The sequence below is a fragment of the Mesorhizobium sp. P2_C7 genome (assembly GCF_056404515.1).
Map to the genome: position 1 here is coordinate 42629 of NZ_JBFUDW010000019.1, position 24933 is coordinate 67561.

General features: G+C 63.9%; 25 protein-coding genes and 1 riboswitch. Of the genes, 10 read left to right on the forward strand and 15 right to left on the reverse strand.

Annotation, left to right across the window (positions count from 1 at the left end):
• Positions 1 to 53: 53 nt before the first annotated feature.
• The 4 genes from AC1D2G_RS30275 to AC1D2G_RS30290 are packed head-to-tail and all read left to right on the forward strand — an operon-like array spanning position 54 to position 7030.
• The gene (locus AC1D2G_RS30275) at positions 54 to 2507 is read left to right on the forward strand and encodes a GcvT family protein (RefSeq protein ID WP_477418684.1); all 2454 of its coding nucleotides are present in this window, start codon (positions 54 to 56) and stop codon (positions 2505 to 2507) included.
• Positions 2504 to 3409 carry a homocysteine S-methyltransferase family protein gene (locus tag AC1D2G_RS30280; protein WP_477418686.1) on the forward strand — a complete coding sequence of 302 codons (906 nt, stop codon included), beginning with the start codon at positions 2504 to 2506 and terminating at the stop codon, positions 3407 to 3409. Before AC1D2G_RS30275 ends, AC1D2G_RS30280 begins: the two co-directional genes overlap by 4 nt.
• Positions 3402 to 4583: a pyridoxal phosphate-dependent aminotransferase gene (locus AC1D2G_RS30285; protein ID WP_477418688.1), complete on the forward strand. Its 1182-nt coding sequence runs from the start codon at positions 3402 to 3404 to the stop codon at positions 4581 to 4583. The genes AC1D2G_RS30280 and AC1D2G_RS30285 overlap by 8 nt, the downstream gene beginning before the upstream one ends.
• Positions 4580 to 7030 (forward strand): GcvT family protein, encoded by a 2451-nt coding sequence (locus AC1D2G_RS30290; RefSeq protein ID WP_477418690.1) that lies wholly within the window; start codon positions 4580 to 4582, stop codon positions 7028 to 7030. The genes AC1D2G_RS30285 and AC1D2G_RS30290 overlap by 4 nt, the downstream gene beginning before the upstream one ends.
• Positions 7031 to 7176: 146 nt before the next feature.
• Here the strand turns inward: AC1D2G_RS30290 and AC1D2G_RS30295 are convergent, their stop codons facing one another.
• Genes AC1D2G_RS30295 through AC1D2G_RS30325 form a run of 7 tightly spaced genes read right to left on the reverse strand, consistent with a single transcriptional unit; the run spans position 7177 to position 13738 of the window.
• Positions 7177 to 7764, reverse strand: coding sequence for an NAD(P)H-dependent oxidoreductase (locus tag AC1D2G_RS30295; RefSeq protein WP_477418692.1), 588 nt, complete (start codon positions 7762 to 7764; stop codon positions 7177 to 7179).
• The gene (locus AC1D2G_RS30300; protein WP_477395494.1) at positions 7764 to 8345 is read right to left on the reverse strand and encodes an NAD(P)H-dependent oxidoreductase; all 582 of its coding nucleotides are present in this window, start codon (positions 8343 to 8345) and stop codon (positions 7764 to 7766) included. Before AC1D2G_RS30300 ends, AC1D2G_RS30295 begins: the two co-directional genes overlap by 1 nt.
• Positions 8345 to 9748, reverse strand: coding sequence for an FAD-binding oxidoreductase (locus tag AC1D2G_RS30305; protein WP_477418790.1), 1404 nt, complete (start codon positions 9746 to 9748; stop codon positions 8345 to 8347). Before AC1D2G_RS30305 ends, AC1D2G_RS30300 begins: the two co-directional genes overlap by 1 nt.
• Positions 9748 to 11049, reverse strand: a complete 1302-nt coding sequence (locus AC1D2G_RS30310) for a cytosine deaminase (RefSeq protein ID WP_477418694.1) — start codon at positions 11047 to 11049, stop codon at positions 9748 to 9750. Before AC1D2G_RS30310 ends, AC1D2G_RS30305 begins: the two co-directional genes overlap by 1 nt.
• Positions 11050 to 11053: 4 nt before the next feature.
• The gene (locus tag AC1D2G_RS30315) at positions 11054 to 11905 is read right to left on the reverse strand and encodes an ABC transporter permease (RefSeq protein ID WP_477418696.1); all 852 of its coding nucleotides are present in this window, start codon (positions 11903 to 11905) and stop codon (positions 11054 to 11056) included.
• Positions 11892 to 12722: an ABC transporter ATP-binding protein gene (locus AC1D2G_RS30320; protein WP_477418698.1), complete on the reverse strand. Its 831-nt coding sequence runs from the start codon at positions 12720 to 12722 to the stop codon at positions 11892 to 11894. Before AC1D2G_RS30320 ends, AC1D2G_RS30315 begins: the two co-directional genes overlap by 14 nt.
• A gap of 11 nt (positions 12723 to 12733) precedes the next feature.
• The gene (locus AC1D2G_RS30325; RefSeq protein ID WP_095087295.1) at positions 12734 to 13738 is read right to left on the reverse strand and encodes an ABC transporter substrate-binding protein; all 1005 of its coding nucleotides are present in this window, start codon (positions 13736 to 13738) and stop codon (positions 12734 to 12736) included.
• Between the two features lie 264 nt (positions 13739 to 14002).
• Between AC1D2G_RS30325 and AC1D2G_RS30330 the strand changes: the two genes are divergently transcribed.
• On the forward strand, positions 14003 to 14386 hold the full coding sequence (locus tag AC1D2G_RS30330) for a RidA family protein (RefSeq protein WP_140778289.1): 384 nt from the start codon (positions 14003 to 14005) through the stop codon (positions 14384 to 14386).
• A gap of 54 nt (positions 14387 to 14440) precedes the next feature.
• A complete protein-coding gene (locus AC1D2G_RS30335) occupies positions 14441 to 15244 on the forward strand; it encodes a creatininase family protein (protein WP_477418700.1) in 804 nt (267 codons plus the stop codon).
• Positions 15245 to 15285: 41 nt separating this feature from the next.
• Here AC1D2G_RS30335 and AC1D2G_RS30340 read toward each other — a convergent pair whose 3' ends face one another.
• Together AC1D2G_RS30340 and cobD are read right to left on the reverse strand one after the other, a co-directional pair.
• Positions 15286 to 15795 (reverse strand): tyrosine phosphatase family protein, encoded by a 510-nt coding sequence (locus tag AC1D2G_RS30340; protein WP_477418702.1) that lies wholly within the window; start codon positions 15793 to 15795, stop codon positions 15286 to 15288.
• Positions 15792 to 16841, reverse strand: coding sequence for a threonine-phosphate decarboxylase CobD (gene cobD / locus AC1D2G_RS30345; protein WP_477418704.1), 1050 nt, complete (start codon positions 16839 to 16841; stop codon positions 15792 to 15794). Before cobD ends, AC1D2G_RS30340 begins: the two co-directional genes overlap by 4 nt.
• Here cobD and cbiB point away from each other — a divergent pair.
• Positions 16840 to 17808 (forward strand): adenosylcobinamide-phosphate synthase CbiB, encoded by a 969-nt coding sequence (cbiB, locus tag AC1D2G_RS30350; protein ID WP_477418706.1) that lies wholly within the window; start codon positions 16840 to 16842, stop codon positions 17806 to 17808. The genes cobD and cbiB overlap by 2 nt on opposite strands.
• A 23-nt stretch (positions 17809 to 17831) precedes the next feature.
• On the opposite strand, the gene cobO is transcribed toward cbiB, so the two are convergent.
• From cobO to AC1D2G_RS30370, 4 genes are read right to left on the reverse strand one after another with little or no spacing between them, the layout of a single operon-like run.
• Positions 17832 to 18455, reverse strand: a complete 624-nt coding sequence (gene cobO, locus AC1D2G_RS30355; protein ID WP_477418708.1) for a cob(I)yrinic acid a,c-diamide adenosyltransferase — start codon at positions 18453 to 18455, stop codon at positions 17832 to 17834.
• A gap of 1 nt (position 18456) precedes the next feature.
• Positions 18457 to 18972 (reverse strand): bifunctional adenosylcobinamide kinase/adenosylcobinamide-phosphate guanylyltransferase, encoded by a 516-nt coding sequence (gene cobU / locus AC1D2G_RS30360; protein ID WP_477418710.1) that lies wholly within the window; start codon positions 18970 to 18972, stop codon positions 18457 to 18459.
• Positions 18965 to 19768: a CbtA family protein gene (locus AC1D2G_RS30365; RefSeq protein ID WP_477418712.1), complete on the reverse strand. Its 804-nt coding sequence runs from the start codon at positions 19766 to 19768 to the stop codon at positions 18965 to 18967. The genes cobU and AC1D2G_RS30365 overlap by 8 nt, the downstream gene beginning before the upstream one ends.
• A gap of 15 nt (positions 19769 to 19783) precedes the next feature.
• Positions 19784 to 19963, reverse strand: a complete 180-nt coding sequence (locus AC1D2G_RS30370; protein ID WP_095087280.1) for a CbtB domain-containing protein — start codon at positions 19961 to 19963, stop codon at positions 19784 to 19786.
• Positions 19964 to 19999: 36 nt separating this feature from the next.
• Positions 20000 to 20196: riboswitch (cobalamin riboswitch) on the reverse strand.
• Positions 20197 to 20337: 141 nt separating this feature from the next.
• On the opposite strand from AC1D2G_RS30370, the gene AC1D2G_RS30375 reads away from it, so the two are divergent.
• A complete protein-coding gene (locus AC1D2G_RS30375) occupies positions 20338 to 21513 on the forward strand; it encodes an aromatic ring-hydroxylating oxygenase subunit alpha (RefSeq protein WP_477418714.1) in 1176 nt (391 codons plus the stop codon).
• Positions 21514 to 21516: 3 nt separating this feature from the next.
• On the opposite strand, the gene AC1D2G_RS30380 is transcribed toward AC1D2G_RS30375, so the two are convergent.
• Positions 21517 to 22716 carry an MFS transporter gene (locus AC1D2G_RS30380; RefSeq protein ID WP_477307058.1) on the reverse strand — a complete coding sequence of 400 codons (1200 nt, stop codon included), beginning with the start codon at positions 22714 to 22716 and terminating at the stop codon, positions 21517 to 21519.
• A 236-nt stretch (positions 22717 to 22952) separates the two neighbouring features.
• Between AC1D2G_RS30380 and AC1D2G_RS30385 the strand changes: the two genes are divergently transcribed.
• Both AC1D2G_RS30385 and AC1D2G_RS30390 read left to right on the forward strand, forming a co-directional pair.
• Entirely contained in the window at positions 22953 to 23951 is a 999-nt protein-coding gene (locus AC1D2G_RS30385) for a heparan-alpha-glucosaminide N-acetyltransferase (RefSeq protein WP_477418716.1), read from the forward strand.
• Positions 23948 to 24424, forward strand: coding sequence for a methyltransferase family protein (locus AC1D2G_RS30390; RefSeq protein ID WP_477418718.1), 477 nt, complete (start codon positions 23948 to 23950; stop codon positions 24422 to 24424). Before AC1D2G_RS30385 ends, AC1D2G_RS30390 begins: the two co-directional genes overlap by 4 nt.
• 6 nt (positions 24425 to 24430) lie before the next feature.
• On the opposite strand, the gene AC1D2G_RS30395 is transcribed toward AC1D2G_RS30390, so the two are convergent.
• Positions 24431 to 24817, reverse strand: coding sequence for a MerR family transcriptional regulator (locus tag AC1D2G_RS30395; protein ID WP_006203215.1), 387 nt, complete (start codon positions 24815 to 24817; stop codon positions 24431 to 24433).
• Between the last annotated feature and the right edge of the window lie 116 nt (positions 24818 to 24933).

Consider the following 24933-nt stretch of genomic DNA (forward strand, 5'->3'; position numbering starts at 1 on the left):
AAACAAAAAATGGAAAGCGCAACGCGCTTTTGGGTTTTGTCAGGGAGAAGAACATGGCCGGTTTGCCGAGCACGGCACGCGTGGTGATCATCGGGGGTGGTGCCGTCGGCACGTCCGCGCTCTATCATCTCGCCAAAGCGGGCTGGACCGACTGCGTCCTGCTCGAAAAGAACGAACTGACCTCCGGCTCGACCTGGCATGCCGCCGGCAATGTGCCAACCTTCTCCTCGTCCTGGTCGCTGATGAACATGCAGCGCTATTCGACCGAGCTCTATCGCGGGCTGGCCGAAGCGGTCGACTATCCCATGAACTACCACGTCACCGGTTCGCTGCGCCTCGCCCACTCGGTCGAGCGCATGCAGGAGTTCCAGCGCGCCAAGGGCATGGGCCGCTATCAGGGCATGGACATCGACGTCGTCGGCGTGGACGAGATCAAGCGCCGCTATCCCTTCATCGAGACGCATGATCTGAAAGGCGCACTCTACGACCCGAGCGACGGCGACATCGATCCGGCGCAGTTGACCCAGGCGCTGGCCAAGGGCGCGCGCGACATGGGTGCCAGGATCATCCGCTTCTGCCCGGTCACCGGCGTGCGCCGCGAGAACGACGAATGGGTGGTCGAGACCGCGCAAGGCGAAATCCGCTGCGAGATCGTCGTCAATGCCGCCGGCTACCGCGCCGCCGAAGTCGGCAAGATGTTCGGCCGCGAGGTGCCGATGATGGTGATGAGCCATCAGTACATATTGTTCGAGGAAATCCCCGAACTGGCGGCATGGTCGAAGGAACAGGGCAAGAAACTGCCGCTGCTGCGCGACGTCGACACCTCCTACTATCTGCGCCAGGAAAAGAACGGCATGAATCTCGGCCCCTATGAGCGCAACTGCCGCGCGCATTGGGCGACCCACAATGATCCGATGCCAGAAGACTTTTCCTTCCAGTTGTTCCCCGACGACCTCGACCGGCTCGAACATTATCTGGCCGATGCCGTCGCCCGCGTGCCGATCCTGGGCACCGCCGGCCTGTCCAAGGTCATCAATGGGCCGATCCCATATACGCCGGACGGCAATCCGCTGATCGGGCCGATGCCCGGCGTTCCCAACGCCTTCGAGGCCTGCGTCTTCACCTTCGGCATCGCCCAGGGCGGCGGCGCCGGCAAGGTGCTGGCCGAATGGGTGACACAGGGCCAGACCGAATGGGACATGTGGTCGTGCGATCCACGCCGCTTCACCTCCTTTGCTGCCGCGCCGGACTACTGCGTCGCCAAGGGCATGGAGATCTACGGCAACGAATACGCCATCCAGTTCCCGCGCCATGCCTGGCCGGAAGGCCGTGACCGCAAGCTGTCGCCGATCCATGATCGTATCAAGGCGCTCGGCGCCCGCTTCGACGCCTACAATGGCTGGGAACGCGCCACCTGGTACGCCAAGGACGGCGACGACGTTTCCGAGGAGGCGACGCTGACCTTCCGTCGCGAAGGACCGTGGCAGCATCGCGTCCGCGAGGAATGCCTTGCCGTTCGCGACGCAGCCGGCATCCTCGACCTGCCGGGCTTCTCGCGCTTCAACCTCGACGGGCCAGGTGCCGCCGAATGGCTGAGCCTGCAGGTCACCGGGCTGGTGCCGAAGATCGGCCGCATCGGCCTCGTCTATTTCGCCGACGACAAGGGCCGCATCGTCACCGAAATGTCGGTCGTGCGCCATGATGAGAACCTAATGACGCTGATCACCGCGGCGGTCGCGCAATGGCATGATTTCGAATGGCTGAAATCGAGGATCCCCAAGGATGCGCCGTTCAGGCTGATCGACCGCACCGAGGAATTTTCGACCCAGATCCTGGCCGGCCCGAACTCGCGAAAAATCCTCGCCTATGTCTGCAGCGCCGACCTTGCTTTGCCGTGGCTGACGCATCAGGAGACGAAGATCGCCGGCCGCTGGGCGAAACTCATACGCGTCTCCTTCGCCGGCGAACTCGGCTGGGAAATCCACACCAGGGTCGACGACACCGCCGCCATCTTTGACGCCATCTGCGCGGCCGGAGAACAGCATGGCCTCAGGCCATTCGGCATGTACGCGCTGGATTCGCTCCGGCTCGAAAAGGGCTACCGCACCTGGAAGGGCGACCTGTCGACCGACTATTCGATCCTCCAGGGCGGATTGGAGCGCTTCGTCAAATGGGACAAGCCCGATTTCCGCGGCAAGGCGGCACTGCTGAACGAGAAGCAGCAAGGGGTAAAGAAGCGTTTCGTCACGCTGGTCGTCGAGAACCCCGGTGACTGCGACGCCCCTTCTGTTTCCACACTCTGGCACGACGGCAAGATCGTCGGTGAAACGACATCAGGCGGCTGGGGTCATCGGATCGACAAATCGATCGCGCTCGGCATGCTGCGCGCCGATCTGGCGGAACCGGGAACAGCGATCGAGGTCGAAATCTTCGGCGACCGTTTTCAGGCGGTCGTGCAGAAAGACGAGCCCTTGTGGGATCCAAAGAACGAGAGGCTGCGCGCGTGAAGAAAATCATCCTCACGGATGGCGGCATGGGCCAGGAACTGGTCCGCCGCAGCAAATCCGAGCCGACGCCATTATGGTCGGCCAGGGTGCTGATCGACGAACCGGATCTCGTGCGCGACCTGCACGCGGAATTTATCCGTGCCGGCGCCCGCGTCATCACCATAAACACCTATTCGGCGACACCCGAACGCCTGGTGCGCGAGGGCGCGGAAGACCTCTTCAAGCCCTTGCAGAAGCGCGGCATCGAGCTTGCAAGGCAAGCCTGCGAGCAGGCCGGCGAGGCGACCATCGCCGGCTGCCTGTCGCCGCTTTTCGGCAGCTATGCCCATGCGCTGACCATTTCATTCGAGGATACGCTCGACATCTACCGCCGCATCGTTGCCGAGCAGGCTGATGGCGTCGACTTGTTCCTGTGCGAGACCATGGCTTCCGCCGAGGAGGCGCGTGCGGCGGTCACCGCGGCGTCGGAAAGCGGCAAGCCGGTATGGGTTTCGTGGACGCTGGCCGATCATGGCAAGCCACGCCTGCGCAGTGGCGAGGCATTGGCCGCGGCAGCAAGCGCTCTCGATGGCCTGGCGGTGGCAGCGCGGCTGGTCAATTGTTGCCGGCCCGAGGCAGTCAGCGCAGCACTGCCCGAGCTGATTGATCTCGGCGGCCCGGTCGGCGCCTATGCCAACGGCTTCACCTCGGTCGAAGCGCTCAAGCATGGCGGCACGGTGGATGTCCTGCACGCACGCCACGACCTCGGTCCGGATGCCTATGCCGACCAGGCGATCGGCTGGGTGGAGGCCGGCGCGAGCATTGTCGGCGGCTGCTGCGAAGTCGGACCGCCACACATCGCCGCGCTGCGCGACCGGCTCGAACAGGCCGGCTACGAATTTTCGGGAGATATACATGCCTAGACCATCATCGCGCATTTCCGGCATCGTGCCTTCGGGCAAGGACGGTTGGGAAGTCCATTCGGCCGCTTGGGTCCGCAAGGCGGCCGGCGAAGACATCATCATGCTGTCAGTGGGCGACCATGATTTCGACACGCCCTCGGAAACCATCGAAGCCTGTGTGACCGCGGTTCGCGCCAGCAATCACCACTACACCCCGCTTCCCGGCCTGCCGCGCCTGCGCAAGGCTATGGCGGCAGCCTCGAGCGCCTGCACCGGCGTCGAGACGACGCCGGATCAGGTCATCGCCACGCCGGGCGGCCAGGCCGCACTCTACGCGGCCGTGCAGGCTGTTCTCGACCAAGGCGACCATGCCATCGTGGTGGCGCCCTACTACGCCACCTATCCCAACACGTTCAGCGCCGCCGGTGCCAGTTTCACCGTGGTCGAGACACCGGCCGAGGATGGCTTCCAGCCGCACGCCGACATGATCCGCGCAGCACTTCGGCCGAACACGCGCGCCATCCTGATCAACACGCCGAACAACCCGACCGGTGCGGTCTATTCGCGCGAGCGGCTGGAACAGCTGGCGGAGGTCTGCAGGGAGCATGACCTCTGGCTGTTGTCGGACGAGGTCTACTGGACACTGGGCGGCGGCGAGCACGTCTCGCCGCGCTCGCTGCCCGGCATGGCCGAGCGCACTCTGGTCATCAATTCCATGTCGAAGAGCCATGGCATGACCGGCTGGCGCATGGGCTGGCTGACGGGACCAAAGGAGATGATTTCGCTGCTGGTCAATCTCAACCTGGTGACGACGTATGGCTTGCCGGCTTTCATCTCGATTGCCTGCGCCGAGGCGCTCGAGAACCGGTATGGCGTCAAGGAAATCGCCGAACGCTACGCCGCGCGCCGCACCGTCCTGCTCGACGCCGTGCGTGGCATGAACGATGTCACCGTGCGCGGTTCCGAGGGCGGTATGTACGTCATGCTCGACATATCGGCCGTCGAACCCGACGACGAGAAATTCGCCTGGGCCTTGCTCGACAAGGAAAAGGTCGGCGTGATGCCCGGCTCCAGCTTCGGCGAGGCCGCCGCCGGCCACATTCGCATCAGCCTTTGCCAGCCGGAGCTCGTGTTGCAGGAAGCAGCACTTCGGCTGCGCCGTTTTGCCTCCAGCTATCGCCGCGAGGCCGCATGACCGCCAAGGCCATCCCCACCAAGGCAAGAGCTGTCATCATCGGCGGCGGCGTCTCCGGCTGTTCGGTCGCCTATCATCTGGCCAAGCTCGGCTGGACCGACATCGTGCTCCTGGAGCGCAAGCAGCTGACGTCGGGCACAACCTGGCATGCCGCCGGCCTGATTGGCCAGCTGCGCGGCTCGCAGAACATGACCAGGTTGGCGAAATATTCGGCCGACCTCTACGTCAAGCTGGAAGCCGAGACCGAGGTCGGCACCGGCATGCGCCAGGTCGGCTCGATCACCGTGGCGCTGACCGAAGAGCGCAAGCATGAGATCTACCGGCAGGCGTCTCTCGCTCGCGCGTTCGATGTCGACGTGCGCGAGATTTCACCGAACGAAGTCAAGGAGATGTACCCGCATCTCAATGTGTCCGACGTCGTCGGCGCCGTGCATCTGCCGCTCGACGGCCAATGCGACCCCGCCAACATCGCGATGGCGCTGGCCAAGGGTGCCCGCCAGCGCGGCGCCACCATCGTCGAGAATGTGAAGGTCACCAAGGTCCACACTAAGGCCGGTCGCGTCGCCGGCGTGTCGTGGGCGCAAGGTGAAGAACAAGGCACGATCGAAACCGACATTGTCGTCAACTGCGCCGGCATGTGGGCGCGTGAGCTTGGCGCCCAGAACGGCGTCACCATCCCGCTGCACGCCTGCGAGCACTTTTATCTCGTCACCGAGCCAATCCCGGGCCTTACCCGCCTGCCGGTGCTGCGCGTGCCGGACGAATGCGCCTACTACAAGGAAGACGCCGGCAAGATGATGCTGGGCGCCTTCGAGCCGGTGGCAAAACCCTGGGGCATGGATGGCATCCGCGAGGATTTCTGCTTCGACCAATTGCCTGAGGACATGGACCATTTCGAGCCGATCCTCGAAATGGGCGTCAACCGGATGCCGATGCTGGCGACCGCCGGCATCCATACCTTCTTCAACGGTCCCGAGAGCTTCACCCCCGACGACCGCTACTATCTCGGAGAGGCGCCGGAGCTGTCCGGCTATTGGATGGCGACCGGCTACAACTCGATCGGCATTGTCTCCTCCGGTGGCGCCGGCATGGCGCTGGCGCAGTGGATCAATGACGGCGAAGCACCCTTTGATCTGTGGGAAGTCGACATTCGCCGCGCCCAGCCATTCCAGAAGAACCGCCGCTATTTGAAGGAGCGCGTCTCCGAAACGCTCGGCCTGCTCTATGCCGATCATTTCCCCTATCGGCAGATGGCGACCTCGCGCAATGTCCGTCGCTCGCCCCTGCATGAACATCTCAAGGCGCGTGGCGCCGTCTTCGGTGAGGTCGCCGGCTGGGAGCGCGCCAACTGGTTCGCCCGCGAGGGCCAGGAGCGCGAATACCGCTATTCCTGGAAGCGGCAGAACTGGTTCGACAACCAGCGCGAGGAGCATCTGGCGGTCAGGAACAAGGTCGGCCTGTTCGACATGACCTCGTTCGGCAAGATCCGCGTCGAGGGCCGCGATGCCAACGCCTTCCTGCAAAAGCTCTGCGCCAACGACATGGACGTGGCGCCGGGCAAGATCGTCTACACGCAGATGCTCAACCAGCGCGGCGGCATCGAAAGCGACCTCACCGTCTCGCGGCTGTCGGAAACGGCTTTCTTCCTTGTCGTTCCCGGCGCGACGCTGCAGCGCGACCTCGCCTGGCTGCGCAAGCATCTGACCGACGAATTCGTGGTCATCACCGATGTCACCGCCGCTGAAGCCGTGCTTTGCCTGATGGGGCCGGACTCACGAAAGCTGATCCAGAAGGTCAGCCCGAATGATTTCTCCAACGAAGCCAACCCGTTTGGGACGTTCCAGGAGATCGAGATCGGCATGGGCCTGGCCCGCGCCCATCGCGTCACCTATGTCGGTGAACTCGGCTGGGAACTCTACGTCTCGACCGACCAGGCAGCTCATGTCTTCGAGGCAATCGACGAGGCGGGTGCCGATGTCGGCCTGAAGTTCTGCGGCCTGCACACGCTGGATTCCTGCCGCATCGAAAAGGCTTTTAGGCATTTCGGCCACGACATCACCGATGAGGACAATGTGCTGGAAGCAGGCCTCGGCTTTGCCGTGAAGACGGCCAAGGGCGACTTCATCGGTCGCGGTGCGGTGCTGCGGAAAAAGGAGGCCGGCCTGTCACGCCGGCTGGTGCAGTTCCGGTTGAAGGAGCCGCAACCCCTGCTCTTCCACAACGAGGCGATCCTGCGCGACGGCAAGATCGTCGGCCCGATCACCTCGGGCAATTACGGCCATCATCTCGGCGGCGCCATTGGGCTGGGCTACGTGCCGTGTCTGGGCGAGAGCGAGGCGGATGTTCTGGCATCGTCCTACGAGATCGAGATCGCCGGCGAGCGTTTTGCTGCGGAAGCATCGCTGAAGCCGATGTATGACCCGAAGTCGGAGCGGACGAGGATGTAGGCGCCTCTTCCTTCTCCCCGTTCACCGGGAGAAGGTGGCCCGAAGGGCCGGATGAGGGGCAGCGCCAAGGTCTGAAAAGTTCGCGCTGCCCCTCATCTGCCTGCCGGCATCTTCTCCCCGTATACGGGGAGAAGGACGCTAACCCCTCAGAACCGCTCCAGCTTCCTTCGCACCTTCGCCAGAAACGCGGCCCGCGTCTGCGGCGTAGAGGCATCCATCAGATAGTGCGCCAGGAAGAAGGTCCGGCAGCGCCTCGCGCACAGCGCCCGCATGCCGCGCAGCAGGGTCTTGCGTCCGGGCTGGCCTACGACGACGCTCCACCAGGTCGGCGCACCGCAGGTGGTGATGACACCGACCTTGGTCACATGCGTCATCAGCGACTTGATCCGCCCCTTGCCCGCCGGCAGCTTGAAGGCGACGTCCGTCGCCCACACCCGGTCGAGCCAGCCCTTCAGCATCGCAGGCAGCCCGTACCACCAGGTCGGATAGACGAACAGGATCGCCTCGGCCCAGTTGAGCAGCTCGAAATGCGGCTTCAGCGCCGGATCCTGCGGCGCCTGGTCGTTGTAGGAGCGCCGTTCGTCGCATCCCATCACCGGGTCAAATTTCTCGGCATAGAGATCGAGCAGCCGCACCTCCCAGCCTCGCGCCTTCAGCACCTCGACGGCAGTGTCGCGGATCACCGCGCAAAAGCTCTCCGGCACCGGATGGCAGTAGACCACCAGTGCCCGCATCAGAAGGCGTCCATGCTGGCCGCGACCTTGGTCATGAACGCCTTGCGCGTTTCAGCGGTCGACAGGTTCATTGCATAGTGCGCGAGATAGCTCACCGGCGCGCCGGGCCTTACAGTGGCGCGCAGCATGCGCTTGATCAGCTTGCGCGGCGGGTCGCCCATCAGCATGGCGCGGAACCGGCTGCCGCCATAGGTGGTCACCGCCGCGACCTTGACTATGTTGTGCAGCGACGGCTGCACCTTGCCGTTGACCAGCTTGAACGACACGCCGGGCAGGAAGACGCGATCGAAAAAGCCTTTCAGGACCGCCGGAAAGCCATAGTTCCAGACCGGGTAGGACAGCACCAGCGCTTCGGCCCGAAGCAGGCGCTCGACATAAGGCGCCACAGGGTCGGCCGGGCCGCGCGCATTGTGGTAGTCCAGCCGCTCCTGACGTGTCAGGCGCGGATCGAAATTCTCGGCGTAGAGATCGCAATCGTCGACCTTGTGGCCCGCTGCCGTCAGCCGCTCGACGATCATCCGGTGCAGGCCGGCATTGAAGCTGGTCTCGACCGGATGGGCGTGGAGGACGAGAATGTTCATCAGCCGGCCTTTTGCAGCCCCTTGAACAGGAATGTCCGGCCCGAACGGTAGTCGTAGTCCGGGTTTTCCCAAGCGATCATCTTGCCGGGGTTGAGCAAGCCCTGCGGATCGGTCTCGCGCTTGAAGGCAAGCTGCACCGCATCCGTCTGCTTCATGCCGCCCTCTTCCAGCGTGTAGCGGTGCGGGTTGAAGATCGGGCAGCCATTCTCCTCATGCAGGCGCACGATTTCGTCGAGCCGCGCTTCGGTGGTGAACTTGACCAGCGGCAGGCCGAAGCAGGTGATGTTGCCGTCCAGCCGCACGAATTCCAGATGTGAGAACACCTCGCCGGGAAACATCGCGTCCATCTTCTCGACCAGCGCCAGCTGGTTGGGAAAGGGATAGAGCGATTGCAGATAGGTGATCGAGGGGTCGACCCGCAGCGCCCTGAGCGTGGTGTGGTTCCAAGCCAGCTCAAAGGCCGGGGGCAGGCCCTTCTTGTCGTCCGGCGTTGCTGTGGCGGCATTGAAGATCACCTCGCCGCCGGCACGGCGGGTGAAGGCCAGGAAGGCGTCGAGCCCATGCTGCGCCACCATGACGACGCAGATGCTTTTCCCTTCGCTGAGAAACTTCTGGTGCCGCTTGAAATAGAGCTGCGGCACGGGTGCCGCTATCGGCGTGATCAGCTTGGTCAGGATGCCGTCTTGGCAAGCCAGCGCATTGCCATAGCGGGCCGCCTCCATGAAGCTGTCGAAGCCGACGATGACATCGACCCAGTCATAGGCTGATGTCAGCGGCATCTCGACTTCGGTGATGATGCCGTTGGTGCCATAGGCGTGGGTCACCTTGTGCAGATCCTCGCCGGTGAGTTCGAGCGCCTTCGGCTCGGCCTCCATGGTCACCACGCGTAGGCGAAGCACATTGCCGAAATCGCGCAGGCCGCCGAAATTGATCGAGCCGACGCCGCCCGAGCCACCGGCAATGAAGCCGCCGATCGAAGCCGTGTTGTAGGTGGAGGGCGACAGCCGGAGTTCCTGGCCGGAATGCGCCCGCGTTGCCTTGTCGATGTCGGCCAGAACCGCACCCGGTCCGGTCACCACGCGCCCCGGCGCGATCGACTTGATCTCGTTCATTTCGGCAAGGTTGAGCACCAAGCCGCCGGAGAGCGGCATGGCCTGGCCGTAATTGCCGGTGCCGCTGCCACGCGGCGTCACCGGCACGCCATGCTTGTGGCAGGCGGCAAGCACGCGGATCAGCTCGACCTCGTCCTTCGGCGTCACGATCAGGTCGCCGGTGACATGATCGAGCTGCCGCTTCAGCACCGGGCTGTACCAGTAGAAGTCGCGGCTCTTCTGCTGGACGATGGCCGGATTGTCGTCGAGCTTCAGGCCTTCGAGATCGCGTTTGAGCGCCGAAACGTCCATCATTCCACCATCAGTTCGTCGAGTTCGGCATAGTCGGGCAGTTGCCGGTCGATCGTGCGCCCAWTGCGCACGACGATGCGATCCGATTCGGGCCGCGACAGCAAWTCCGTCCAGCTCCTGCCCTTGAACACGACGAAGTCGGCATCACTGCCGGCAGCGAGCGTGCCGAAACCGTCGAGCCGCATCACCCTGGCAGGTGTCGCGGTGACCGCTTGCGGCCAGTCGGCGACCGGATGATCGAAATGCAGGATGCGCGTCGCCATGCGGTAGACCTCCAGCATGTCGAGATCGCCATAGGCATAGAACGGGTCACGCGTGTTGTCGGAAGCGACAGCGACCGGAATGCCACGCGCTTTCATCTCGTGCAGCAGCGTCACGCCACGCCAGCGCGGTGTGGTGTGGTCGCCGCGCCGGTCCTGCAGATAGAGATTGCACATCGGCAGCGACACGACCGCGAGCCCGGCCTTCGCCACCTTGTCCAGCGTGTCGAGCACATCGAGGTCCGGCTGGCGCGCCAGCGAGCAGCAATGGCCGACGAGGATCTTGCCCTCGAAGCCATTCCAGAGTGCTGCCTCGGCGATCTTCTTCAGCGAGATCGCCGCGATGTCGTCGGTCTCGTCGGCATGGAAATCGAGATCGAGGCCATGCTTGATCGCTTGCGCGAAGACGTGGTCGAGCAGCTCTTCGAGATCCGGCACCATATAGGTGACGACACCGAGAACACCCTTGGCCGCGGCAACCCTTTTTGCCAGCCTGTCGAACCACTTTTTGTCGCGCACGCCCTCGATGCCGATCAGGCACGCGCCCTGCAATTCGATGCGGCCGCGCCATGTCTCGCGCATCGTCTCGAACACCGGCCAGGAGATTTCCTCTTGCGGCGCAACGCTGTCGAGATGAGTTCGCAGCGCCCTGGTGCCATGCGCGTAGGCTGAGCGCAGCGAGAAATCCATGCGCCGCGCCACGTCCTCGACGTTCCAGCGCGCAGTGCGGTCGGCGCCGGTGGCGTTCAGCGCACCCATGAAGGTGCCATCCGGATTGGGCTTTCGTGACCAGATATGGCCCTTGTCGATATGCGTATGGCAGTCGACGAAGCACGGCAGGATGATGCGGCCGGCAAGGTCTGCGGCGTCCACCGGCACTGCGGTACGGCCATGGGCGGCAATGCTGGAAATCTTGCCGTCGGCGACAGCGATGTCTGCAAGCGCAAAGCCATCGCTGTCGAAAGCAGCGGTGAATCCCGGCGTCAGGGACGCGTGAAGCCGGGCGTTGGCGAGGCGGTATGAACCTGTGTTCGGTACCAAGGAACTAGCGCTCCTGCTTCAGCGCGCTTTCGTGCCAGCGCCTTAGAATGAGATGCGAAATCAGCGACAGCACGAGGAAGATCAGGATGCCGGTTAGCGAAATCAGGAACAGCGCCGCAAACAGCCGTGGCGCGTTGAGCCGATAACCGGCTTCAATGATGCGTGAGGCAAGCCCCGACGACTGGCCGGTGGCGCCGGCGACGAACTCGGCCACCACGGCACCGATCAGCGACAGGCCGCCGGCGATCTTCAACCCGCCCAGGAAATACGGCATCGCCGCCGGCAATCTGAGATAGCGCAACTGCTGCCAGCGCGTCGCGCCATTGAGCTTGAACATGTCGCGCAGGTTGCGGTCGACCGAATTGAGGCCGAGCGTGGTGTTGGACAGGATCGGAAAGAAGGCAACGATCCAGGCGCAGAGCAGGAGCTTGGTCGTCTGGTTGTCGACATAGATGTTGATCAGCGGAAAGATCGCCACGATCGGCGTCACCTGCAGCACGATGGCGAACGGGAAGAACGACATTTCGACCCATTTCGATTGCGCGAACAGCACCGCCAGCCCGACACCGCCGACGACGGCGAAGGCCAGGCTGAGGAAGGTGATGCGCAAGGTCACCAGCAGCGCGGAAAACAGCAGGCCGGCATCGTTGTAGAGCGTCCAGAGCACCACGCCGGGACGCGGCAGGATGTATTGCGGGATCTCATTCCACACGCAGATGCGATCCCATAGCCAGATCGCCAGGATCATGATCGCCAGCGGCAACACCCAGCGACCAATCCGTTCGAGCCGCTCCTGGCGCACGCGGCGCGCTTCCTCGGGATCGAGCTTAAGCACGCCCTCGTCAATGGCCGTCATGATGCGCGCCTGCTGTTGAATTGATGGCCTTGACCAACACGTCGGAGGCCTGCCGGCATAACGCCGCATAGTCGGGCGAGGTCCGGAACGCCTCGTCGCGCGGATAGGCTGCCTCGATGGCGAGTTCGTCGAACACCCTGCCCGGCCGCGCCGCCATGACGACGACGCGGTTGGAGAGAAACACGCTTTCGAAGACGCTGTGGGTGACGAAGACGACGGTGAAGCGCTCGTCCTGCCACAGCTCCAGAAGATCGTTGTTGAGCTTAAAGCGGGTGATCTCGTCGAGCGCGGCGAACGGCTCGTCCATCAACAGCACACGCGGTTTCGTCACCATGGCGCGCGCGATCGAGACACGCATCTTCATGCCGCCCGACAGTTCGCGCGGCACCGCGTCTTCGAAGCCGGTCAGGTGGACCCGCGCCAGCATTTGCGTCACCGCCGGCGCCGCCTTGGCGCGGGAAACCCCTTTCAGCCTGAGCGGCAGCCAGACATTGTCGAAAACGCTGGCCCAGGGCAGCAGCGTCGGCTCCTGGAAGACGAAGCCGATGTTCGAACGGTCAAGCGAGCCGCCGCCGCGCCAGTCGAGCACGCCGGAGGTCGGCGTCGACAGGCCGGCGATCAGCCGCAGCGCCGTCGACTTGCCGCAGCCGGACGGTCCGAGCAGGCTGAGGAAATCGCCTTCCCGGATCGTCAGATCGACGTCGCTTAGGGCCGTCACGCCGTTGGAAAAGACCTTGCCGACGCCACGCAGCGCCAGCAATGTCGGAGCGACATCCGTCGCGCTCGCCGGCGCTTGCGCCACATTCTCCTGCATCATGCCGGAACGGCCTACTTCTTCAGCTCGAGCCCGACGCCCTTGTTGACGAAGGTCAGCGTGTAGGCCTTCTTGATGTCGATGCCGGCTGGCGTGACCTTGGCCTTGACCATCTTGTCGTAGAAGCTCTGGATGCGCGCGTCGGTCATGGCGCCGATGCCGAGTTTTTCGGTGTCGCCTGAATCGGCAAGGCCGAACTTCTTCATCTGCTCGATCGAGAAAGCGATCTGCTCGTCGCTCATGTCAGGATTGTCTTTCTTGATCATGTCGTTGGCGGCCTTGTTGTCGCCGTAGAGATATTTGTACCAGCCCTTGGCCGAGCCATCGACGAAGCACTGGACCACCTCCGGCTTCTTGTCGATCGTGTCCTGCATCACCTCGATCGTCGTCGAGTAGGTGTCCCAGCCATAGTCGGCAAGCAGGAACTGGTTCGGTACGAAGCCGCCTTCCTTCTTGACCGCGAACGGCTCGGAGGTGACGTAACCCTGCTGGATCGACTTCTTGTTGGCGAGGAAGGGAGCGGTGTTGTAGGTGTAGGGTGCGCGCTTGGCGGCGTCGAAGCCGAGCTCGATGACCATCCACTGGAAGAAGGTCTGCACGCCCTCGTCGCCCAATATGTACTGGTCGGCGTTCTTCAGATCTTCCCATTTGTCGAGCCCCTCGCCGGGGTGGGACATAATGACCTGCGGGTCCTTCTGGAAATCCGCCGCCACCACGCGCATCGGAATGCCTTGCTGGACGGCATCGAAAGCCGACAGCAGATTGCCGCCCATGTAGAAATCGATCTTGCCGGCAAGCAGCATCGGCCGGCCGCTGACCTGCGGACCGCCCTGCATGATGGTGACGTCGAGGCCGCAAGCAGCGTAGGTGCCGTCAGCCACCGCCTGATAATATCCGCCATGCTCCGGCTCGGCCAACCAGTTGGTGCCGAAGGTGACTTTTTCATTCGCAGCGGCACCGAGCGTGCTGGCCGCAAGCAGGGCCACCACCGCCACCGAGATCTTCTGTTTTCCGTACATCAACATCACCCTTTGTTTGCTCCGGCACGCCACGCGCCAGGCTCGACACCAAAGATTCAAGAAGCAAGACACATGCCACCGGCGTCTTGCGCCGGGACCGCCCGCTTGCACCACAGCCATCTGCGAAGCCGGACGGGTCGTGCTGCACCAGAGGCATCGTGCCTATTTTTTGAACGCCTGTCCACAATCGCCCCAGCGACATGCACCGCCATCTTGAAGGTATGGTGCATCCGGTCTTAGGCTACCGACGAACCGGAGATTGCCATGTTCAAGTTCCTCACCCCGAAGTCGATAAAGCCACCCTTTGCCCGCTACAGCCACGGCGTCGAGGTGCCCGCCGGCAAGCGGCTCGTGCTGTGCTCGGGCCAGGTCGCCATCACGGCGGACGACCAGATACCGGAAGATGCCGGCGCACAGGCCGAACTCTGCTTCCGCAACATCGCGGCAGTGCTCGGAGAGGCCGGTCTGGGGCTGCAGGATATCGTCCGCATCAACGCCTACGTCACCGACCGCGCGCACCTGCGACCCTATATGGATGTCCGCGACCGGCTGTTTTCCAGCCCGGCGCCGGCCTCGACGCTGATGATCGTCTCCGGTTTCGCCCGGCCTGAATTCAAGGTCGAGGTCGAGGCCATCGCGGCTGGGTGATCGACAGGCCGCGCTTGCCGCGCTAGGTCTGACCTATTATCGAAGAGGCGTGACATGACCGTTGCAAAAAAACGCGTGTGGTGGGGCGACTACCGCACGACCGAATACGCCTCGATCGACCCGGAGGCGACGATCGCCGTGCTGCCGCTGGCGGCGATCGAGCAGCATGGTCCGCATCTGCCGGTCTCGACCGACACTGCGATCATGAACGGCATGCTCGACACAGTGATTGCCCGCCTTCCAGACGACCTCGACATCCGCATCCTGCCGGTGCAGGCGGTGGGCAAGTCGAACGAACATCTTCACGCGCGAGGCACCCTCACCCTGCCGGCAACGACGCTGGTCGACGCCTGGACCGAACTTGGCCTGTCGATCGCACGGGCCGGCGTGCGCAAGCTGATCGTCGTCAATTCGCATGGCGGCAATGAAGAGATCATGGGCATCGTCACGCGCGAACTGCGCGTGCGCGAAAACATGCTGGCGGTGAAGACCAGCTGGCAGCGCTTTGGCCGCCCGGCGGGCATGTACACCGAGATCGAGGACCGTCAGGGCATCCATGGCGGCGATGTCGAGACGTCGCTGATGCTGCATTTCCGGCCGGATCTCGTCGACATGGGCAAGGCCGACAATTTCGTTTCCAATGTCGCGAAGGCTGAAAAGGAATTTGCGCTGCTGCGCCATATCGGCACCCATGCCTTTGCCTGGATCGCCAGCGATCTCAACCCGAATGGCGTGGTCGGCGACGCCAGCATCGCCACGGCCGAGAAAGGCCGGCTGACATCAGAACATCAGGCCGACGGTTTCATCAGCCTGCTGCGCGATGTGCGTAAGGCAAAGCTTGCCGACTGGCTGAAATAGCACTCCCGTCTCAGGGCAGGTCACCTGAATATCAACATGTCCTAGATGTCGATCTTCAGCGCAAAGGGCGCTCCTTCAAAAGCGTCGGCGCCGCGCCCGATCGCCTGGATCGCCTCGATCATGCGGCCATTGCGGTCGAGCAGCACATCGGCCACTGCAATCAACCGCGGGTTGGGCGTCGCCGAGGGCGACAGTGCCCGTAGCGTCTGCGCCAGTTCGGCTTCGTCGCGCTTCGGTGCCAATGCCGCGGCGATGATGTAGGCCGAAGCGGTCGAGCGGCTGATGCCGGCATAGCAATGCACGACCATCGGCTTTGCCCGGTCCCATCGGCGCGCGAAATCAAGCAGGTTGCGGACATGCTCCTCGCCCGGCATGGTCATGCCGTCCTGCGCCACCGCAATGTCGTGCATGACCAGATGCAGATGATTCTCCCGGGCGATCGAGGCCGGCCGCACAACGTCGGTTCCAGCGGCGAGCAGCGACAGCATGCGGTCGGCGCCGGTCCGTGCCACGGTTTCCTCGACCTTCGCCAGAGAGCAGACATGGATCATTGTTTCGAACCCTTCGATCGATCCTCGCGCCGGGACGCCCATTCGGCAAGAGCGGATTCGAGCCGCTGCCATTCCACCTCGCTCCCCGGCAGGCCGGCGCGCAAGACGCCAGGACGGTCGGCAAAATGGCGCAGCAGGATGCCGCGCTCGCCAAGTGTGGCGAACAGGTCGGCGGCATCCGGCAAGCGGAGATAGCGGAACAATGTGGTGCCGCCCGCGACAGCAGCGCCGAAGCGGCCGAACAGCACATCAAGCCGTGCCGATGCCTCCGCAAGGGATGCCCGCATCGCGTCCTGCCAGTCGATATCGGCAAGCGCGCGGATGCCATATTCCAGCGCCGGGCCGGCGACGGCCCATGGTCCGAATTGCGTGTCCAGCCGGCCGACCGTCGCCGCATCGGAAAGCGCAAAACCGAGCCGCAGCCCGGCCAGGCCAAAGAACTTGCCGAACGAGCGCAGCACCACGATGCCGCCCTGGCTGACATCGCCTGCGAGGCTGTGCTGACGCGGGCCGACATCCATGAACGCCTCGTCGACGACCAGCAGCCCGCCCTTGGCGCGCAGCCCTGCGGCGAGTGCCAGCAGCCTGTCGCGCGCGATGATGCGCCCATCCGGATTGTTGGGATTGACGATGATGGCAAGGTCGGCTTCCGCCAATACTTCGAAATCGCCGACCTCCGTCACCGCGTGCCCGGCGATCGCCGCTGCCCGCGCATGTTCGGCATAGGTCGGACCCAGCACCAGCGCCTTGCCGGGCGCGATCAGCGATGCGACGCGCGGCAACAGGATCTGCGTGCCGGGTGCCGCGACAAGGTTGGCCGGCGATGGCGCTCCATAGGCGCTCGCCGCGATCTCGACCAGCTCGCTGGCACGCGTTGCCTCCGGCAGCCGCGACAGGATGGTGGCGGGCAGCTCGAAAAGCGGGTAGGAGTGCGGATTGATACCGGTCGAGAGGTCGACGAAAGGCTGCGGCGCGTTGGGGAAAAGCGCCCTCGCCCGGCCGAGACTTCCACCATGGTCCACCGCCGCCCCATCAAGAAGCTTCATGTCAATCCTGATCGCTTTCCTGTCATTGGCCGCTGAATTCGTCCTGGGTTACCCGGACTGGCTGTTTCGCGCCATCGGCCATCCGGTGACGTGGTTCGGCAGGCTGATATCCTTTCTCGACGGCCGGCTCAACCGCGCCACTGATCCCGACGCGCTGCGTCGCAAGCGTGGTGTCCAGGCGCTGTTGGTCATCGTGCTGGTGCCGGCGGCGATCGGGCTCGGCGTGCAGATCCTGCTCTGGTTCGTTCCCATGGGATTGATCGTTGCCGCCCTTCTGGCGACATCGCTTCTGTCGCAGAAGAGCCTCTACGAGCATGTCGAGGCCGTGGCCGACGCGCTCGACACAGGTGGCCTGGCTCTTGGACGCATCGCCGTCTCGCGCATCGTCGGCCGCGATCCCGAATCGCTGGACCGGGCCGGTGTCAGCCGCGCGGCGATCGAGAGCCTGGCCGAGAATTTTTCCGACGGCATCGTTGCTCCCGCCTTCTGGACCGGCGTCGGCGGGTTGGCCGGAGGCGCTGCCTACAAGGCAGCCAACACCGCCGATTCGATGATCGGCCACCGCACCCCGCGCCACGAAGCGTTCGGCTGGGCGGCGGCGCGCTTCGACGATTGGATCAACCTGCCGGCATCGCGGCTGACGGCGCTGTTGATCGTGCTGGCCGCATTCCTCGTCAGGGGTGCTGATGCGAAAAACGCCTGGCATGCCGTGTGGCGCGACGCGAAAAAACACCGCTCGCCCAATGCCGGCTGGCCGGAAGCGGCGATGGCCGGCGCGCTCGGCCTGGCGCTTGCTGGACCACGCAGCTATGGCGGCGTGCTGGTCGACGACGTCTTCATGGGCGAAGGCGGCCGCCGCGAAGCCGACAGCATCGACATCAGGCAGGCGCTGAAACTCTATCGTGTCGCCGATTATCTGCTGATCGCGCTGTTCGGTTTGGTCTCGGCAATCGTCATCGTCGCGTGATCGGGCCTGCTGGTTAAGGCTAATCAGAACTCGATGCCTTGCTGCGCCTTCACGCCCGCCGAGAAATGGTGCTTGGTCACACCCATCTCGGTGACGAGGTCGGCCGCCTCGACCAGTGCCGGCTTGGCGTTGCGGCCGGTGACGACGACATGCAGGCCCTCGCGCCGCGCCTTCAGCGCCGCAACCACTTTGTCGAGATCGAGATAATCGTAGCGCAGCGCGATGTTCAGTTCGTCGAGCACCAGCAGGCTGATCGATGGATCGGCCATCAGTTCGAGCACTTTGGCCCATGCGGCTTCGGCTGCGGCAATGTCGCGCTTCAGATCCTGGGTTTCCCAGGTGAACCCCTCGCCCATGGCGTGCCAGACGACGCGGTCGCCAAAGGCGGCGAAGGCATCCTTCTCGCCGGTGTGCCATTTGCCCTTGATGAACTGGACGACGCCGACACGCTTGCCGTAGCCGAGCATCCGCAGCGCCAGACCAAAAGCGGCGGTGGTCTTGCCCTTGCCCGGCCCGGTGTTGACGATCAGCAGCCCCTTCTCGATCGTCTTGGCCGCCACCTCGGCATCCTGCACCGCCTTGCGCTTGGCCATCTTGGCGCGGTGGCGTTCTTCATCCCGGTCGGTCTTGTTGTCGATATCGGTCATTTCATTTCACCTTGAGCGGCAGCCCCGCCACCATCAGCAGCACCGTGTCGGCGACAGCGGCCACCTGCTGGTTGAGTCGGCCGGCGGCATCGCGAAAACGGCGCGCCAGTGCGTTGTCCGGCACGATGCCTTGGCCGACTTCATTGGACACGACGAACCAGGGCCCGCGCGGCCGCGACAGCACGTCCGCCAGCCGACGGCATTCAAGGTCGAGGTCGTGTTCGGCCAGCATATGATTGGTCAGCCACAGTGTCAGGCAGTCGACAAGCACCGGCTGATCGTCCGGCAAAGCCTCGAGCGTGCCGGCGAGATCGAGCGGTGCGTCGATGGTCGCCCAGCCCTCGCCGCGCCGCGAGCGGTGCAACGCGATACGCTCACGCATTTCGTCATCATAGGCTTGCGCCGTGGCGATATAGGTCCATGGCGAGGGTGGAACTGTCGCCAGGGTTTCGGCATGCGCGCTCTTGCCGGAGCGCGCACCGCCGATGATGAAGGTCAGCTTGCTGCGATCAGGCAAAGCTGTCGCGCAGGCTGGTCGCGGTGCCGGTGAAGCGGCCGCGCACCACGCCGACGACGGCGCCGAGCACCAGCCAGAACACCAGGTTGGTCACTGTGACCGCCACCACGAACTGGTGGTGCAGGCCTTCCGGGATCGGCGTCTCGAAACTGTCGGGCTGCGGTGCGCCGACAATATGCGGCGCGACGATCAGCAGGACGGCAAGGATCGCGAGCGGCAGCGACTTGCGGAACGCAATCAGGCCGAGACCCGCCGCGGTCGCCACCACGGTTGCCCACCACCAGATCTGGCGCTGCGTGAGATCGGCCGCCGGCATCGCGGGCAATTCCGGTGGCAGGCCGAGGCCTGGTGCCAGCGTGAACACGGCAAAGCCGGCGAGGCCCCAGAACACGCCCTGGCGCCAATTGCCGATGCCGCCGGCGAATTCGGAAACCGCGACCAGGATCAGCGCAAAACCGATGCCGGTGACGATATTGGCGACAACGCTGAAGGCGAAACGCTCGAAACCGTCGGCCGGCGCCCAGCCTTCGTCTTCCGCGGTCGGAGTGGCTGCTTCCGCAGGCGCCGGGGCGGCAGAGCTCATTGCATTCGCCGCCTGAGCGGCTGTGCTCATGGCGCTGGTATCGGTTGCAGCCGTAGCGGCATGGTCATGATGGTGGCCGCCGCCGGCCTGTTCGTAGACTTCCGCCTTGAGGATCAGCGGCACGGTGGCATAGGCCTGCAGGCAGGCGAGAACGACGCCGGCCACGAGCCCTGCGATCGCCGCGATGAACACGACGTTGCGAAACAGGTTCATGATGTCAAATCCTCGTCAGTGGCAGGGAAACGCCATCGAATGGCGATAGTCGTGAGCCGCATTGTGGACCGCATCGATATGCGAGAAGCCGACAAAGCCGACAACGAAGATGCCGAGCAGCGCCACGAGTGCAAGCTGCATGAAGCGCGACTGCGAGGAGACGGAGGCGCCGAGGGAGACGGAAGCGGTAGTCATGTCTTGTCCTTTCACCCTCCACCCGAGGGCATCGAAGTCAGTTTCCTGTCGCCGGCAGGTCTCCTGGCTCGCGGATCAGCGCCCTTCCCCACCTTCCCGAAGAGAAACCTTCAGTGGCATATGGAGAGGACTACCGCACACAGTTGCGGGGGCAGCCACGGCATTGGGCAACAAGTCCGCCCGCACCGCATTCCCTCTTGGCTCCAAACGGAACCGACGACAAGCGCGACTATAGGGAAAATCGCCGCGACCGGCAAACCAAATTCCGCCGACAACCAGCGCGATTGCGCCATCCAGATAAATCGGGTCTCCGGCACAACAATTGACAATTCCCGTGGTCAGGTGTCGGCTGACAAATCCACAGGAAGCCAGCCATGCAGCCCATTGCAAGCGAGCGCGATCCCTACAACGGCCTGACCCGGGCCGAACCGACGCTGCCATCGTCGGCCTATTGGGATGCGGACAGTTATCAGCGCGATCTCGACGCCATCTGGTACAAAAGCTGGCTGCTCGTTTGCCGCGAGGCCGACCTTGCGCAGCCGCTTTCTTTCCGCACCTTCCGCGTCGGCACGCAGGAAATTTTCGTACTGCGCGACGAAACTGGCGAATTGCGCGCTTTTCACAACACTTGCCGCCATCGCGGCTCGCAGCTTTGCCAGGAAGGCGAAGGCCGGCTGAAGGCGCGGCTCATCACCTGCCCCTACCACGCCTGGTCCTATTCGCTGCGCGGCGACCTCGTGCGCGTGCCGTCGAAGTCGCTGCCGGAAGGCTTCGACAAGGCCGATCATCCACTCTATCGCGTGGCGCTCTCGATGTGGCGCGGTTTTGTCTTCGTCAATCTGCAAGAGGACGCCGCCGGCTCGGCGGAAACATCCTTCGATCCGGCGTCCGGCAGTCTCGCCAACTGGCCGCTGGAAACGCTTGTTACCGGCCATGTGCTGCGCAAGGTAATGAACTGCAACTGGAAGATCTTTTGGGAAAACTTCAACGAGTGCCTGCATTGTCCGGGCGTCCACAAGGACCTGTCGCGGCTGGTGCCGATCTATGGCCGCGGCCTGATGGGCCGCCATGACGATCCCGAATGGTCCCGCCACGCCGACAATGACGCGCCGGAGTTTTCCGGCGGCCTGCGCGCCGGCGCGCAGACATGGTCGCGCGACGGACAGGCGCATGGGCCGGTCTTCACCGGCCTCACATCAGCCGAACGCGCCGCCGGCCAGACCTACGCCACCAACCTGCCGTCGATGTTCATCGTCGGCCATGTCGACTATATCAGGACCGTGCGGCTGGTGCCGCTTGGCCCCGAGCAGACCGAGCTTGTCGCCGAATGGCTGTTTGCGCCCGAGGCGCTTGATGCAACCGACATCGACAACATCGTCGCCTTCGGCAAACAGGTGCTGGAGGAGGATGCAGGGATCTGCGAGGTCAATCAGAAAGGTCTGCGCTCGATGCGCCATGCGGCCGGCGTGCTGATGCCCGAGGAGTACGACCTGCACCGCTTCCACAACTGGATCCGCGAGCGGCACGCAGCAGCTACCCCCAAGCCGTGAAGATCACAGCGATTTCGGCAGGTATCGCCAGGTCACGAAGCCGCAGACCGCCGCCAGCAGGCCGAGCGTGACGAACACCGAGCCCAGCCCGAAGAACGCCAGCACCACCGAATAGACCAGCGGCGGCGTCAGTTCGGAAAAGTCGAGATAGGTGCGATAGACCGCCGCCATCTGCGACCTTTCATAGGATCGCACCGAGCGCATGAAGGCGGTCGAGCCCAGTGCATCGAGCGCGATGGTGAAGAAAGCGCCGCAGAGCAGAAAGGCGCCGGTGAGCAGCGGCACGGTTTGGCCGACCGCACCCGCCGCCAGCAGCATGGCCGACATGGCGAAGTAGGCAAATGTCATGGTTCGGCGGCCACCGAAGCGCTTGCCCGCCTTACCCCAGAAGATGGCCATGAACAGCAGCGCATTGCCGGCCGAAACCAAAAGACCGCCGGCCAGCTTGCCCTCGCCGGTGATGACCATGAACAGCGGCCCGTAGACGAAGAACGTCGTCCAGAAACAGGAGCGGCCAAAGGCTATCAGCCAGGCCAGCCGCAACCTGGGCTGGGCGACGAAGCGGCCGATATTGGCGAGCGGATTGGCCGGCCGCGTCTTGCCAGGGCGGATCGATGGGTTGTCGCCCAGGCGGTAGGTCCAGAACAGCGCCAGCAAGGCCAGCGCGAACACCGCCACCGCACCATGCGCGGCGTAGATGCCGAAGCGCGTGTAGAGGAAGATGCCGAGCGTCGGCCCGCCGGTCCAGGCCAACATCGACCACGCCATGCGCAGTGATTCGGCCTGCATGAAATCGGTCTTGCGGATGTGGTCCATGATGTAGAGGTTGAGCGTGATCGACAGCGCGCTGGCGCCCATCACGCGGCACAGCATGCCGGCCAATTGTCCGGCAAGCGTATGGGTGACGAAGAACAGCGAGCCGATGGCCAGCAGGCAGGCGCCTGCCGTGTAGACCCAGCGCCGGGCAAAGCGTCGGATCAGCATCGGCATGAACAGCGTCACCGACAGGCCGAGCATCGCCACGATGGTGTAGAGGATCGAGACGATCTGCTCGTTATGCAGGATCTCGTAGGCCTGGATTGGGATGACGCTCGACACCGTGGCGCGGGCGAAGGATTCGACCGCATAGAGCGAGGCGAAGGTGCGCGCGTCGGCCGGCCGCAAGGCCGGCAGCCAGACCGGGTGGCGCACATGGGTGGACATTGCTTCCCCAAAGCAGAATCAGCGGGTCAAATCTGCCGTGGTGATTCCTGCGCGGGTAACAGGAAACCGACGCCTATCCGGCAAAAGCGAAGTCGGCCAAAGGCTTTCCGGCACTGGCCTAAAGCGGCGCCTGATCCAGCGTCTGCAGCGCAGCCTATACCCGAAGCTGCCGGCCTTCTTTTGTCCGGGGCAACCGTGATAGTCGTCTTGCGGGGCTGAATCAGAAATACGAGACCATGAGCATCCACACGCCGACCGCACCCGTTCAGGATCGACCGAAGCGCATCGTCGCCATCGACATCGTGCGCGGCATCGCGCTCATCGCCATGGCGAGCTATCATTTCACCTGGGACCTGGAATTCTTCGGCTATACCGACCCGGGCCTCACCGCCTTCGGCTGGTGGAAGATCTACGCGCGCTGCATCGCCTCGACCTTCCTGTTCCTGGTCGGCGTCAGCCTGTACCTCGCCCATGGCCGGCAAATCCGCTGGAACGGCTTCTGGAGGCGCTTCGCCATGGTCGCCGGAGCGGCGATCGCCATCTCGGTTGTCACCCGCATTGCCACCCCGGACGGTTTTATCTTCTTCGGCATCCTGCACGAGATCGCGCTGGCCAGCCTGCTCGGCCTCGCCTTCCTGCGGCTGCCGGCGCTGCTGACGCTGCTTGTGGCAGCGCTGGTCATCGCAGCACCCGTCTATCTGCGCTTCGAGGCCTTCGACCATCCATGGCTGTGGTGGATCGGCCTGTCGGCGATCAATCCGCGTTCCAACGACTACGTTCCGCTGTTTCCGTGGTTCGGCGCCGTACTTGCAGGCATCGCGGTGACGAAACTCGCCTCCGCTTCGGGCCTGCTTGCCCGGCTTGCCGAATTGGCACCCGGCCGCTGGGCCAACCCGCTGGTCTTCATCGGCCGTCACAGCCTGGCCTTCTACCTGATCCACCAGCCGCTTTTGATCGGCTGTGTGTGGCTGTTCGCCCAAGTCATGCCGGCCAAGGTCGAAACCCCGCAGGTGAACTTCCTGAAGACCTGCCAGCTGTCTTGCGAGCAGTCGCGCGACACCGAATTCTGTTCGAGCTACTGTGTCTGCATGCTCGACACGCTCGAGAGCGAAGCCTCACTTGATCGGCTCTACAACAACGACCAGACTGCCGAATGGAAGACGCATATATCCGATCTCGCCGGTATGTGCACCGCCAAGACCGAAGACAAGATGACGGAGGGAGGGGTCAAATGACCGAGAACCAGCCGAAGGCAGGGCTCATACCGTGGCCGCCGGTGATCTACGTTGCTGCCATCGCCATCAGCATCGCACTCGGCCTGCTCTATCCCCTGCCCTGGATTGGCGATCTTTTGGGCGATATCCTGTTCGCCGCCGGCTGGGTGGCCCTGTTCGGCGTCGCGGCACTCTGGTTCACCGCGATCCGCACCATGATTCGGGCCAAGACCACGCTCAATCCCAACGCGGTGCCCGATCACCTGGTTACCACGGGCCCCTTCGGCATCACCCGCAATCCGATGTATCTGGCCAACACGCTGCTGTTGATCGGCGTCGCCTTTGTCTCGGGGATCGTATGGTTCCTGCCGCTCGCCTTCATCGCGGCCTATGCCACGCAGAAGGTCGCGATCGAGGGCGAGGAAAAGGTGCTGGCGGCGAAATTCGGCAAGAAATACCGGGACTACGCCAAGAGAGTGCGGCGCTGGATTTGAACAGCGCTACGTATTGACGCCGAGTTCGACGAGCCGCTCGACGCAGGATTCCTCGGCCTGGTCGAGTTCGGCCAGCGTCTCCTCGAGGTCGCGGCGCTTCTGCCGCAGGTCCTCGCGCTTTTCCTCGATGCGCTTGATCATCAGCTTGAGTTGACCGACCTCGCCGGGCGGCTCCTTGTACATCTGGATGATTTCGCGGATTTCATTGATCGAGAAGCCGAGCCGTTTTCCCCGCATGATCTGGCGAATGAGGTGGCGGTCGGACGGGCGAAACAGCCGCGTGCGACCGCGCCGCACCGGCTGCACCAGCCCCTCGTCCTCATAAAAGCGCAGCGTCCGCGTCGACACGTCGAATTCGCGGGTCAGTTCGGTGATCGAATAATATTCCCGCATTGTCACTCCCACACCCCGGAACCCGGGATCGCCATGCGGTCCCCCTCCTGTCCCGAACCAAACCCATGCCATGCCGGAATCGACATGGCACCCCGTGCAAGCCTCGCACGGCATTT

Excerpts from the sequence above, each read along its gene's own strand:
- AC1D2G_RS30385 (WP_477418716.1), top strand. The coding sequence starts at position 22,953 with ATGAGCATCCACACGCCGACCGCACCCGTTCAGGATCGACCGAAGCGC.
- AC1D2G_RS30320 (WP_477418698.1), bottom strand. The coding sequence starts at position 12,722 with ATGATGCAGGAGAATGTGGCGCAAGCGCCGGCGAGCGCGACGGATGTC.
- AC1D2G_RS30305 (WP_477418790.1), bottom strand. The coding sequence starts at position 9,748 with ATGGACGTTTCGGCGCTCAAACGCGATCTCGAAGGCCTGAAGCTCGAC.
- AC1D2G_RS30315 (WP_477418696.1), bottom strand. The coding sequence starts at position 11,905 with ATGACGGCCATTGACGAGGGCGTGCTTAAGCTCGATCCCGAGGAAGCG.
- AC1D2G_RS30295 (WP_477418692.1), bottom strand. The coding sequence starts at position 7,764 with ATGCGGGCACTGGTGGTCTACTGCCATCCGGTGCCGGAGAGCTTTTGC.
- AC1D2G_RS30290 (WP_477418690.1), top strand. The coding sequence starts at position 4,580 with ATGACCGCCAAGGCCATCCCCACCAAGGCAAGAGCTGTCATCATCGGC.
- AC1D2G_RS30395 (WP_006203215.1), bottom strand. The coding sequence starts at position 24,817 with ATGCGGGAATATTATTCGATCACCGAACTGACCCGCGAATTCGACGTG.
- AC1D2G_RS30370 (WP_095087280.1), bottom strand. The coding sequence starts at position 19,963 with ATGACTACCGCTTCCGTCTCCCTCGGCGCCTCCGTCTCCTCGCAGTCG.
- AC1D2G_RS30285 (WP_477418688.1), top strand. The coding sequence starts at position 3,402 with ATGCCTAGACCATCATCGCGCATTTCCGGCATCGTGCCTTCGGGCAAG.
- AC1D2G_RS30300 (WP_477395494.1), bottom strand. The coding sequence starts at position 8,345 with ATGAACATTCTCGTCCTCCACGCCCATCCGGTCGAGACCAGCTTCAAT.
- AC1D2G_RS30325 (WP_095087295.1), bottom strand. The coding sequence starts at position 13,738 with ATGTACGGAAAACAGAAGATCTCGGTGGCGGTGGTGGCCCTGCTTGCG.
- AC1D2G_RS30330 (WP_140778289.1), top strand. The coding sequence starts at position 14,003 with ATGTTCAAGTTCCTCACCCCGAAGTCGATAAAGCCACCCTTTGCCCGC.
- cbiB (WP_477418706.1), top strand. The coding sequence starts at position 16,840 with ATGTCAATCCTGATCGCTTTCCTGTCATTGGCCGCTGAATTCGTCCTG.
- AC1D2G_RS30275 (WP_477418684.1), top strand. The coding sequence starts at position 54 with ATGGCCGGTTTGCCGAGCACGGCACGCGTGGTGATCATCGGGGGTGGT.
- cobD (WP_477418704.1), bottom strand. The coding sequence starts at position 16,841 with ATGAAGCTTCTTGATGGGGCGGCGGTGGACCATGGTGGAAGTCTCGGC.
- AC1D2G_RS30390 (WP_477418718.1), top strand. The coding sequence starts at position 23,948 with ATGACCGAGAACCAGCCGAAGGCAGGGCTCATACCGTGGCCGCCGGTG.
- AC1D2G_RS30340 (WP_477418702.1), bottom strand. The coding sequence starts at position 15,795 with ATGATCCATGTCTGCTCTCTGGCGAAGGTCGAGGAAACCGTGGCACGG.
- AC1D2G_RS30365 (WP_477418712.1), bottom strand. The coding sequence starts at position 19,768 with ATGAACCTGTTTCGCAACGTCGTGTTCATCGCGGCGATCGCAGGGCTC.
- AC1D2G_RS30375 (WP_477418714.1), top strand. The coding sequence starts at position 20,338 with ATGCAGCCCATTGCAAGCGAGCGCGATCCCTACAACGGCCTGACCCGG.
- AC1D2G_RS30335 (WP_477418700.1), top strand. The coding sequence starts at position 14,441 with ATGACCGTTGCAAAAAAACGCGTGTGGTGGGGCGACTACCGCACGACC.
- AC1D2G_RS30380 (WP_477307058.1), bottom strand. The coding sequence starts at position 22,716 with ATGTCCACCCATGTGCGCCACCCGGTCTGGCTGCCGGCCTTGCGGCCG.
- cobO (WP_477418708.1), bottom strand. The coding sequence starts at position 18,455 with ATGACCGATATCGACAACAAGACCGACCGGGATGAAGAACGCCACCGC.